Source organism: Rhodococcus sp. 320_ES (assembly GCF_059691855.1).
Genome location: NZ_JCAWAG010000002.1, coordinates 861,651 through 873,040 on the forward strand (window position 1 = coordinate 861,651; position 11,390 = coordinate 873,040).

The 11,390-nt window shown below is 65.3% G+C and carries 9 protein-coding genes; 5 read left to right on the top strand and 4 right to left on the bottom strand.

Annotation, left to right across the window (positions count from 1 at the left end; translation table 11 throughout):
* Nucleotides 1–13: 13 nt before the first annotated feature.
* Nucleotides 14–1,390 carry an O-antigen ligase family protein gene (locus tag AC59JP_RS10620; protein ID WP_497325700.1) on the bottom strand — a complete coding sequence of 459 codons (1,377 nt, stop codon included), beginning with the start codon at nt 1,388–1,390 and terminating at the stop codon, nt 14–16.
* A gap of 337 nt (nt 1,391–1,727) precedes the next feature.
* Between AC59JP_RS10620 and AC59JP_RS10625 the strand changes: the two genes are divergently transcribed.
* From AC59JP_RS10625 to AC59JP_RS10635, 3 genes are all read left to right on the top strand, one after another.
* Nucleotides 1,728–2,573, top strand: coding sequence for an SGNH/GDSL hydrolase family protein (locus AC59JP_RS10625; protein WP_497325701.1), 846 nt, complete (start codon nt 1,728–1,730; stop codon nt 2,571–2,573).
* A gap of 2 nt (nt 2,574–2,575) precedes the next feature.
* Nucleotides 2,576–3,910, top strand: coding sequence for a tyrosine-protein kinase domain-containing protein (locus AC59JP_RS10630; protein WP_497325702.1), 1,335 nt, complete (start codon nt 2,576–2,578; stop codon nt 3,908–3,910).
* Between the two features lie 64 nt (nt 3,911–3,974).
* Nucleotides 3,975–5,351 carry a tyrosine-protein kinase domain-containing protein gene (locus tag AC59JP_RS10635; RefSeq protein WP_497325703.1) on the top strand — a complete coding sequence of 459 codons (1,377 nt, stop codon included), beginning with the start codon at nt 3,975–3,977 and terminating at the stop codon, nt 5,349–5,351.
* A 4-nt stretch (nt 5,352–5,355) separates the two neighbouring features.
* Here the strand turns inward: AC59JP_RS10635 and AC59JP_RS10640 are convergent, their stop codons facing one another.
* The 3 genes from AC59JP_RS10640 to rfbA form a co-directional block, all read right to left on the bottom strand.
* The gene (locus tag AC59JP_RS10640) at nt 5,356–6,588 is read right to left on the bottom strand and encodes a hypothetical protein (RefSeq protein WP_497325704.1); all 1,233 of its coding nucleotides are present in this window, start codon (nt 6,586–6,588) and stop codon (nt 5,356–5,358) included.
* Between the two features lie 67 nt (nt 6,589–6,655).
* Entirely contained in the window at nt 6,656–7,726 is a 1,071-nt protein-coding gene (locus AC59JP_RS10645; protein ID WP_497325705.1) for a glycoside hydrolase 5 family protein, read from the bottom strand.
* Nucleotides 7,727–8,229: 503 nt separating this feature from the next.
* Nucleotides 8,230–9,108, bottom strand: coding sequence for a glucose-1-phosphate thymidylyltransferase RfbA (gene rfbA, locus AC59JP_RS10650; RefSeq protein WP_497325706.1), 879 nt, complete (start codon nt 9,106–9,108; stop codon nt 8,230–8,232).
* A gap of 89 nt (nt 9,109–9,197) precedes the next feature.
* On the opposite strand from rfbA, the gene AC59JP_RS10655 reads away from it, so the two are divergent.
* Complete coding sequence (locus AC59JP_RS10655) at nt 9,198–9,548, top strand: hemophore-related protein (protein WP_497325707.1); 351 nt, start codon at nt 9,198–9,200, stop codon at nt 9,546–9,548.
* 38 nt (nt 9,549–9,586) lie between these two features.
* Nucleotides 9,587–10,711, top strand: coding sequence for a GGDEF domain-containing protein (locus tag AC59JP_RS10660; protein WP_497325708.1), 1,125 nt, complete (start codon nt 9,587–9,589; stop codon nt 10,709–10,711).
* Nucleotides 10,712–11,390: the final 679 nt, after the last annotated feature.

The window sequence follows — 11,390 nt, forward strand, 5'->3', positions numbered from 1 at the left end:
CGCTCGTTGCCGTTCATCGTCGACCGGCCGCGGTCACGAGACCGTCGTCGTCGACGGACGTGACGCGGGCAGGGTCGTCACCGAAACCGGTCCATTTCGGGAGATGTCGCGCCGAGAAGATCGCGGCCAGGACGGCCAGGATGGTCAGCAGGTTGTACGACAGCGGCGAGAAGAACAGGTCCCACAGAGCCTGAGTCGCGACGACCAGCGCCAGCGCGCTCCACATTCCGTACCGCGGCGAGTTCCACACGATCGCGATGGCCATGCCGATCAGCGCCATGGGCAGCAGCGCCACGAACACGCCGCCCTCGGCCCATCCGTTGAGCAGTACCGAGTGCAGCGAGGTGTCGCCGTTCGGCAGGCGCCACGACGAGGTGATGTCGAGGGTCGGATCGAATCCGATCTTCACGGCCAGGGCTTCGCCTTTCGCGAAGACCTCGTCGGTCAGGTAGTTCGCATTTCCCCATCCGAACCACGGCTTCTCGGAAATCGCGGACATCGACAGCGGTGATTCCGTTCGGCCGGCGAAGATGGCGGGAGCGCCGGTGGTGTCCTGCGTTTCGACCTTGTCCTTGAGCGCCTGTCCGGCGATACCGGTGCGCGCGATGATCGGCACGATGCTGCCGAACACCGCACCTGCGACGCCGACCAGAGCTATCTGAACCCAGCGCGCGAGGCGGTCACGCGTGTAGTGCGTGACCAGCACGACAGCGGCGGCACCGATGCAGACGAGCGCGTGGGATCGGTAGTTGAGGGCCAGCGACGTGAACGCGAGCAGGATCAACACGAGGGCCTGAAGTCGCAGCGACACCCCGAGCACGACGAGCGCGTACAGCACGATCAGCGTGATCCACGGGGCGAAGGCGTACTTCCAGTAGTTCTCGAAGCTCGGCGCACCGAGAGCGGGAAGTCCACTGGTGAGGTAGTAGAAGCAGGATCCGACGGCCACACCGACCGCGAGCGCGAACAATTGCTCGAGATTTCGGCCCACCAGGACGACGATCCCGATCAAGTACAGAGCGAACGACGGCCACGAGATGATGCGCTGATCTGTGATGGCAACCACATTCAGCTGTGACGAGACTATCCAGCCGAGAGTTCCGACGAACGCCAGTGCCACCGGGAGAAGCTGACCGACCGTCCACTTCTTCAGCAATGCGGCCGGAGCAATCAACAGCATCAGTCCGCTCATCACGGTGAGCGTGTATCCCTTGACGTGAATGCCGGACGTGGCGCCGGCCAGGAAAAGAATGCCGCAGTACAGAACGCGCGGATACACATCTCGCCGAATATTCGTGCGAGGCCGAATTCGGTAGGGACGGTCGACCGTCCGCTCCGCCGACCGCTGTGTGGAGTCGGCCCTCGGTGCGGCGGGGGGTGATGTGATCACAGCGCCTTGCATTCTCTGATGCCTCGTTCCTTGCCCGCGCGACGGCCTCGCCCGTGATAAACCGCCCAGACGGGCGCCACCGTTACAATTCGCTTCGTTGCCGACCGGGTGCCGGATCGCCGGCCGGAGGTTCCCACGGCCTTCGAATCGGCGCGTTGTCGTTACCGGGGGAACGATACCGCGTGCGCGTCCGGCGATTTTCCCATGGAGAGCGGGCGCACGAAGAATATGGACATCGGGCAGCTTTCGGTAACGTCGTCTGAAATGGTTCCGATTCTTCTGTGACCGGAACTGCATCAATCGGACACGATCAGCGAGAGGAAGGACGGCGATATCCATGGCGCGCCCCTTCCCTTCTCGGATACGCGGCATTCGCGCACGCGACGTCGTGCTGGCGTTGTTCGCCGTCGTGGTCGTGCTCACCGCGGTGACCGTCGTGCTGGGTTCTCGCGGTTCGAGCGAGGTCCCCTCCACCCCCGCCGTGCTCGAGCCGTCGGCGCCGACGGGCACGCAGGCGTCGATGCTGTTCTTCGGCGACACCTACACCGCCGGCGCGTCCCAGCTGCCCAACCGCAGCTACGCGTGCCTGACCGCGACTCGGCTCGGGTACCTCTGCAACGTCGAGTCCGACGTCAACATGGCCTACTTCGCGGGCACGATCACACAACCCGCCTCCGGCACGCAGAGCACCGGACCGACCATCGACGTCCCCACGGTCGATTCGCGCATCGACCGCGCGCAGGTTCTCTATCGGGCGGACGTGGTGGTGCTCGACGCCGGACGTAACGATCAGTCCCGCACCTCGAGCGAGCTGTCCACCGCGTTCCTGGACACCGTGCAGCACGCTCGACGCGCCTGGCCGACCTCGCGCATCGTCGTCATCGCGCCGTGGACGCTGGACAACTTCTCACCGGCGGTCGCGAGCGCAACCGGGCGGCCCGTCTCGATGGCCACTGTGATGCAGAACGCACTGGCCGGGGAGGACGGGCCGACGAACGTGAGTTTCGTCGATCCCGCCGCGCTCGGCTGGCTGCGCGGCCAGGACATCGAGCAGCTGCGTTCGCAGGAGAACCTCTTCGTCCCGAACGAGCAGGGCAACGTGTTGATCGCCGACGCACTGGTCTCGGCGCTCACCCGGCCGGCTACATCTTCCGCAACCGCCGCCGACGAGAGTGACAACTGACCGTGAACGAAGTCGTCCGTCACTACCTGTTCATCCTCCGCGACCGGTGGCGCTCCGTCGCGGTGGTGGCGCTCATCGTTCTCGGCCTCGTCGCGGCGGCTCTCCTGTCGCAGGGCAAGACCTATTCGTCGACGTCGGCGGTGTTCGTCACCACTCCGCGCGACGATGCCGACACCTTCTACCGCGGCGACGCCTACGCACGCGAGCGTGCGCCGTCGTACGTGGCGTTGGTGGCGAGCCAGAACCTGGCCGCGAAGGTGATCCAGGATCTGGGCCTGGACACCGATCCGGCGACGCTGATCGCGTCCGTTCTGGCGGCGCCGGTGCCGGACACCGTGCTCATCTCGATCACCGTGACGTGGAGCAGCCCCGAGCTGGCGCAGCAGATCAACCAGGCCTACGTCACCGACATGCAGCAGCAGGTGATCGCGCTCGAGACCGTCGACGGATCGCTTACCCCGCGCGCCCAACTCGACGTGGTCGAGCCGCCCAGCTTCTCCTCGACGCCGGCCGGGCTCTCCCCCATCCTCATCCTCGGTGCTGCGACGGGCGTCGGTCTCGCAGCGGGTGCGGCCTTCGCCGTGCTGCTCGCCTTGCGTGATCGCACTGTCCGCACCGCCCGTGAGGCCGAGGATGCCGCCGGGGTGCCCGTGCTCGCGACACTCGGCGCCGACGATCAGAGCGACCCCGCCGAGCCGATGCGCGAGTTGCGAGCCTCTCTCGAGGCGACGCCGCTGGCCCCGAACAAGCTGGCCCGCACGGTCCTCATCGCGTCGTCACAGCAGGGCGACGGCAAGACCAGCGTGGCGCTGGGACTGGCCGAGGCCCTGTGCGACGAGGGCAAGCGTGTCGCCGTCATCGACCTCGACACCCGCACCTCGGACTTCGCGACAAGGATTCCGGAAGCGCCCATCACCGTCTCCGCGCTCGTCGAGGAGGAGGGCGTGTCCACCGACGCCCACGTCAATGCCAAGGGCCTGCTGACGCCGGTGCCGATCGGGGTCGTCGGCGACGATCCGGGCCGGTTCGTCGACTCGCCTGTGGTCACCTCGCTCATTCACGAGTTCGGCGCGGACCACGACTGGATTATCATCGACACGGCCGCGAGCTCGCACAGCGACGCTCTGCGGGTATCGAAGTCGGCCGACACCGTCGTGTTGGTGGTGGCCGCAGGGCGTTCCACGTTCGACGCCGTCGGGGAAATGGCAGAGGAATTTCGACAGACCGGCAACGAGATTGCCGGGGTCGTGTTCAACGCGAACAGGTCGCACAGCGAGGCGTCCGAGGACGGATCGGCCGCGGACAAGCGCGGCAGGACGGGACTGTTCGCGCGATAGCGAGCGATCCACGACCGGTGCACCAACGAATCGACTACGCCCCACAACCGAGAAGGCCAACGACATGAAACGAACGAAGGCAAGCGGCAGGTCACGAGCCCGTTGGTGGATCGTCGCGCTCTTCGTCGTCCTCGGCGGACTGGCCGGCATCGCGTTCTCGGCGTTCCAGACGCCGCAATACACCTCCGTGGCACGCCTGTTCGTCGGTACCAACGGCGGCACCACATCGTCGGAGTCGTACCAGGGTGACCAGTTCTCTCAGCAGCGCGCGGTGTCCTACGCGCAGATCCTCTCCAGCGAGCTGCTGGCCCAGCGCGTGGTCGACACGCTCGCACTCCCGGACTCGGCTTCGTCGATCGCAGCGGACACCACGGCAACCGTCGTTCCGAAGACCGTGCTGATCGAGGTGTCGGTCAAGAACCCGTCGGCCAACCGCGCATCGGAAATCGCGAACACCCTCTCGACCGAGTTCATCGACTACATCACTCCGCTCGAGACGCCGGTGGGCCAGTCGCAGCCCCGCACCACCGTGTCCGTCGTCGACGCAGCGGAACCGGCGAGCAGCCCGTCGTCGCCCAACACGATGTCGAATGCGCTCATCGGCGCGGTCGTCGGAACACTGATCGGCATCGGGCTCGCACTGTTCCTCAACCGTCGCGCCGCACGCTCGTTCGCCACCGCGCCGGCGCTGGCGAAGGCGACCGGCCTGCCCGTTCTCGGTAGCGTGTCGAACCGCGCCGACGGCGAGTCCACGGACCTCGACGCCGCACTGGTCGCAGATCCGGCGGCCGTCACGACGGACGACGTCGCGGTCCGGTCGGCCGACGGCGATCTGGTCGACTCCGACACGGAGACGACGAGCGAACGCATTCTGGTGGCGAAGGAATCGTTCCGCCGCTTGCGCGTGCGTCTCGAGGCCAGCGAGGTCCGGCCGAAGGTCATTCTGGTCACCGGTGTCGGCGACTCGACTCATCGGACGTCGTTGAACCTCGCCATCGCATATGCCGAGACCGACAGTTCCACGGTCATCGTCGAAACGGACCACACCCGGCCGCAGTTGGCGTCCCTTCTCCAGCTGTCGGGGAACTCCGGTCTGATCAACGTCCTGTCGGAGGAACTCAAGCCCGACGAGGCCACTCAGGAGAGCGGTTCCGCGAACCTGAGCGTGCTCACCGTGGGCTCGGGGTCGAACATCGAACCGCTGCTCCCGTCGCAGCGCATGACGGACACCATTCGCGCGCTTCTCGACAGCCACGACTACGTCATCATCGACACGCCGCCGTCCAACACGTCCAGTGCCGGCGCAGTGCTCGCGGGACGATGCGACGCCACGGTGCTCGTCGTCGACCCGACCAAGGCGTCTCGCTCGGAGATCGTCCTGGTGGCCGACGACCTCAAGGCATCCGGCGCGCCCCTCTACGCCGTGGTGCTGGACCAGTAGCGCCCTATAGCAGGGACATCGGGTCCTCGGTCACCAGACGGAGCGCTTGCTTGATCGCGTAGCGAGAGAACACGTTGTCGTGGAACGACACCGAGTACGTTCGCTCGCCGCGCACCGATCCACTCATGACGGTCACCGCCTCGGGGCCCGCCGGATCGAGCAGGCCCGTGAACATGGGCTCGGCTCCTTCGTCCCCGACGATCCAGTCGGCCTGCGAGAACTTCGGCGGTCGACCGAGGTCCGAGTACATCAGCTTCATGACCGGACCGACGGACGCCTCGGTGGGCACCACCGGCGTACCGGACCTGTGTAGCCTCGCCAGCGCCGCGGACAAGGTCATCCAGATCAACGGGTAGCCGGATTTGTACACCTGCGACAGCACAGCGGCGATGTCCTCGATGTCGCGCGACAAGGGCATCGGCACACTGAGCCCGGTGATGAAGTTCCCGTTCACCGTCTGGTCTGGCTTCAGGTACCGGCGGCAGTTCACCGCGATCATCACGTTCGGGTCCACCGTCAGACCCGCCACGGTGAGCGCCTTGCGCACCAGGAAGGCGGACAGCGTTGCGCCGCTTGCCTTCGGAGCATGTTCCTTGCGCCACGCGGTAAGCGTTGCTTCGCTGGACTTGGACGCCAGGGCTACTTCGAGGGACACCGACGGCGCCCAGTGCGTGGTGTCCGTCGACGCCACCGGGGCGTCACCGTCCCCCAGGGATTTGAGGGCCGCGCGGGCACGTAGCGCGTCGCGCAGTCTGCTCGGGTGTTTGACGAACGTTCCGATAATGGCTTTGGGGATGGCCCAGCGAGTTTCGGGCACCCGAGCCCACCCGGACTCTGCGTCTTCGTGCAGTGCGTGGATGACGTCGATGTACAGCTTGCCGTCGCCCAGACCGTGATCGACGTCGCCCGCGATGTAGCGGCCGATCTGCGTCATCCGGAACGGCGGTCGGTCACCCTCCGCTCGGCGGAGCTCCTCGAGGGCCGACGCGAAACCGCCGGGTCCCAGTTCTTCCGAGGGCGTCACGACACCGTCGTCGAAGAGGGGGTCGACGTTCCAGCGATGCGACGACGCCGTGGGATGAAGCGCGATGCGTGTCTGCGTTCCTCGTGCTGCGAGCCGGCGAACCGCCCGACGCAGGTCGTCTTCGTCCCACGGCTCCACCGGCCCGACGACGCCCATATACCTCGCGTTCGCGATGGACATGTCGATACCGGAAACCCACTTGCGCTTGCTCACGCGCTCGACCCTACTTCGCGGTGGTCGGGCGACGTTCGGGGGCGAAGTGACCGCGGGTCGATCGTTACTACTGATTGATCATGCTTCGCACGGTCGCCATCGCAGGCTTCGGCGAGTAGTTGGTGCGCAGCAGGCCGAAGTTCTGCTCGACGTTGGTGCTGCCCGTGTTGGTGTCGCGGAAGTCGAAGATGAAGATCGGGCCGCAGTTGGGCAGCGAGCGCAGGTACCTGATGCCGTCGGCGAGGATCGACGCCTGCTGGGCCTCGGTGACGCCGTACTGCTGGCCCGGGGCGGTCGGCGCGCCGTATTCGGTTGTCCAGAAGAGCTTTCCGCCGTCACCGTTCTGGTTCATGCTCGCCTGCACGTTCTGGATGTGCGTCTTCGACGACCACGGGTAGGAGGCCGTGCTCAGGTTGTCGGGCGTGCTGTACGGATGCAGTCCCACCGCGTCGAAGAAGCCTTTGCCGCCGTTCGCGTAGATGCCCTGCATGAAGGTGCCGGGACTGATCTCGACGCCGGAGTCGAGTGTGGGTGCGGAGCCGGCGCTGATGACCGTGGCGACCGGGTTGACGGACTTGACCGCCTGGTACGACAGCTTGAGCATCTGTGTATAGCGGGCGACGTCGGGCCTCGGAGCGAAGCTGCCCTGAATGTTCGGCTCGTTCCAGATTTCCCAGTTGTCGACGATGCCCTTGTATCGCTGAGCGGCCAGTTTGACGAAGTTCGCGTACTGAGCGGGATCATTGGGTGCGGGGTGAATGTAGGAACGGCCCGCAGGAATGGCGGCCCAGGACGGCGTATAGGTGGCCACGCCCAGAATCTTCAGGCCGGAATAGTAGGCGCCGTAGACCAGCTGATCGGGAATGGTCCAGTCGAAATTGCCCTGCGTGCGCTCGATGTCGGGCCACTGGATCGGCAATCGCACGCTCGGAACACCGCTCGCCTTGATCTGCGCGAAGTCGCGTGCCATCGACGCGGACGTCGGATTGGTGGTGAGCGTAACTGCCGTTACCCCAAGCGATCTCGGACCGATGCCGCCTGCTGCCGACGCAGTCGGTGCGGCGACGATCGTGAGCGCGGCGGCCACACCGACTGCCGCAGCCAATGCAGTCGCTCGGCGACCAACTTTTTCGGTCATTCTCAGAATGCGCATGACGGTCCTAACGTTCGAGCCCCCGAGAACAGCAGTTGGTTTTTTAACTACCCAACTGTCGAGCCGAGACTACACAGAGAAGCTGAATGGCCAACCGAATATCAGCCTTGCGAATTACTTACCGAACCGACGGTTTGAAACCGTGTCATGATGGTTTGCCGATAAATGCGTCATGGGCGCTCAACAATGGCTGTCGCGATACCTGAGTATTGTTTCCGGCGACTGGGGCGCGTCTTTGCTCGGTTGCCTGCCCGGAAACAGAAGCCGACGGCGGCCTGGCGCGGCCGAACCGTGTCCGCGGGTCCGCTCGACGAGACGATCGAGGCGGCGTGGCCGAGCGAGCACTCGACAGTCGAGATTCTTGCGGGTTACTCAGGCGTTACCGACCGTCACACCATTCGATAACGATCGCGAAAACGGTGCTCTGACTTGAATCGCGACAGGCCGACAGAGAAATAACGTTTTGGTCTCGATACGGTAACGGACGCTCAGAAGGAGCGCATACCGCCGTCGAGCAGGCCCAGCAGGTAGGACCCGTACCCGGATTTCACCAGGCGCTCACCGGCTGTGCGGAGTTCGTCGTCGTCGATGAAACCGACGCGCCACGACGCTTCCTCCGGGCATCCCACCTTCAGGCCCTGCCGGTGCTCGATCGTCCGCACGAACTCCGACGCCTCCAGCAGGGATCCGAACGTTCCGGTGTCCAACCACGCGGTCCCGCGCGGCAGCACGTCGACGTGCAATCGGCCCTGCTCGAGATACGTCCGGTTGACGTCGGTGATCTCGTACTCGCCGCGTGCCGACGGCTGCAGATCGCGTGCGATCGCTACGACGTCGTTGTCGTAGAAGTACATTCCCGGCACCGCGAAATTGGACTTCGGCACCTTCGGCTTCTCCTCCAGGGAGACCCCGACTCCGTTCGCGTCGAACTCGATCACGCCGTACGCCGTCGGGTCCGCCACTTGGTAAGCGAAGATCGAACCCCCGTTCAGACCGGAGAACCGGCTCAACTGGGTGCCCATGGTGGGCCCGTAGAAAAGGTTGTCGCCCAACACGAGTGCGACGTCGTCGCTCCCGAGGAAATCCGCGCCGAGGACGAACGCCTGCGCCAGCCCGTTCGGCTCCTCCTGAACGGTGTAGGTGAGAGAGACCCCGAATTGCGATCCGTCGCCGAGCAAACGCCGAAACGACTCCGCATCGTGGGGAGTGGTGATGATCAGGATGTCGCGAATTCCCGCCAGAATCAGCGTCGACAGCGGGTAATAGATCATCGGCTTGTCGTACACCGGCAGTAATTGCTTGGACGTGCCCAGCGTGATCGGATGCAGACGCGTCCCCGAACCACCCGCCAAAATGATCCCTCGCATGCGCTGAGGGTATCCCGGTTGCCCGAATCGCCGCCTGTCGTACATTTCGCTCGTCGGCGAGACCCGTCGCGGTGAATTAAGATCGGCGCATGAGAATTCGACAGACCGCGCGCATGTCCATCGTCGGAGCCTGTGCTGCCGCGGCAGTCGTCGCCGGCTCGGGAAGTGCATCGGCACTACCACTCGACACCCTCGTCAACTCGACTTGCTCGTTCAACCAAATCGTGGCCGCCACCTACGCGGTGTCGCCGGAAGAGGCCGTCGCACTTGCGAATTCGCCGATCGCCCCGCAGTTCGCGTCGTTCCTGGCGTCGCCTCCGTTCCAGCGGCAGCTGCTCTTCACCACGCAGCCGTGGATCGCGGATTCCATCTCCTCGTTCATCGACGGGCCCGGCGCCGGCCTGGCTGCGAACGCCTTCGCAACCTGCAACCAATTCTGACGTCACACCCCCCGCTCAATTGGTAGCGTGCGAGCACTGTGACCACGCGTAAGAACGATTTCCACGGCTTCGACAGGAGACGCGCTCCGGTCGATCCGTACGTCGAATCGGTCACCACCCCGATGCAGACGCGAGTGCGGTTGAGCATCGCCGTCCTCGTGCCGATGTTCGGGGTGGCCGGATTCTTCTCGCTCCTGTCCGACGACGGACCCGCGTCGGGAGCGCCGACGGTGATCGCTCTGCTCGTGGTGCTCACGACAATGCCGGTGGCGTTCGCCGTCTCGGTGTCGAGCAAGGGTTTCTCGTGGTGGGACCGGCCCGCGGGCCAGGATCGAGTGGTCGGCTTCTTCACCGCGTACGCGGACGCCGGCGTCACCATCGTTCTGTGCACGTTCGCGAGTCGAAGCGCCGCCCTCACCGGCGCGGTCTTGTTCGCCCTGGTCAGTACCTACGTAGCTCACTTCGCGGAGCGGCGAGTTCTCGTCGGGCACGTGGCATTCACGTCGTCGATCATCATTCTGTTCGCCGTGCTCTCGGTGCAGCAGGGCGAACACAGCGTGGTCGACGTGATCCCCCGGGCCATCGTGGTCCTCTTGGCCGTCAACGGCACCGTCGCTCTGTCCAACGGGTCGTCGAAGGCGCTCGACCGATCGCTGCGCAACCAGATCGTCAAGGCCCACACCGACCCGTTGACCGGTCTGCAGAACGTACGCGGACTCCAGTACGAAGCCGCCGCGCTCATCGACAAGACTGCGCTCCCGATCGGGTTCATGCTGGTGGACCTGGACCACTTCAAGAAGGTCAACGACGAGCACGGGCACCGCACGGGAGACCGCGTACTGGTCAGAACGGCCCGCCGACTCGGCGCGTTCTTCGACGCTCCGGCCGTAGTGGCCCGTCGCGGCGGCGAAGAGTTCGTCGTCGTCCTGCCCATCGAGCCCGCCAAGTTTCAGGCGATGGCCGACGCCGTGCGCCAAATGCTGTGCGACGAGGGCGACGACGTACCCGTCACCGCAAGCATCGGCATATCGGTACTGAACGAGAGCGACCGCCGAACCTTTACGAGCTACGACTTGGTGACGGTGGGAATGCATACCGCCGACATCGCGATGTATCGGGCCAAGAGCAACGGGCGGAACCGGGTGGAGCAGTTTGTGGCGTAGGTGTGGTGTGGCGCGGTGCTGGTTTGGGCCGGTTATCGCGCGCCCATTGGTCTGAGCGCGCGTGCGATTGAGCGCGCGGTTGGGCGAAATGGCGCGCGGTCAGTGGGGGTTCGGCTCCTCTTCGGCCTGCGCCTGGCGGAATGGCGCGGGGTTAGTGGGTCGGGGTTCGATGGGTAGTGCAGGGGCCGCTCGATCGCAGGCGGCAGGGCTAACCGCGCGCCCATTGGTCTAACCGCGCGCACAATTGTGCGCGCGATCAGGCAAAACAGCGCGCGGTCAGTGGAGGTTCGGCCCCTCTTCAGCCCGCGCCAGGAGAAATGGCGCGCGGTCAGCGTTGGTTCGGCCCCTCTTCGGCCTGCACCTTGGGAGACAGCGCGCACCACCAAGTCCGGTTCGATGAGCGATGAAGGGGCCGCTCCACCGCAGGCACCAGGGCTAACCGCGCGCCCATTCGTCTAACCGCGCGCACAATTGCGCGCGCGAACAGGCAAAACAGCGCGCGGTCAGCAGGCGGCCGACGCCTCCTCGGCCCGCGCGATCAGGCAAAATAGCGCGCGCACCTACCGAAACCCGCTCACGTTATCCACACCCCTGTGGATAAGTGAACCGTCCTGGTCCTGATGGAGACTTCGTTCAGGCCACCTCGCGGTCGGAGGCGGCGTTCGTGCGGTTCTGACGG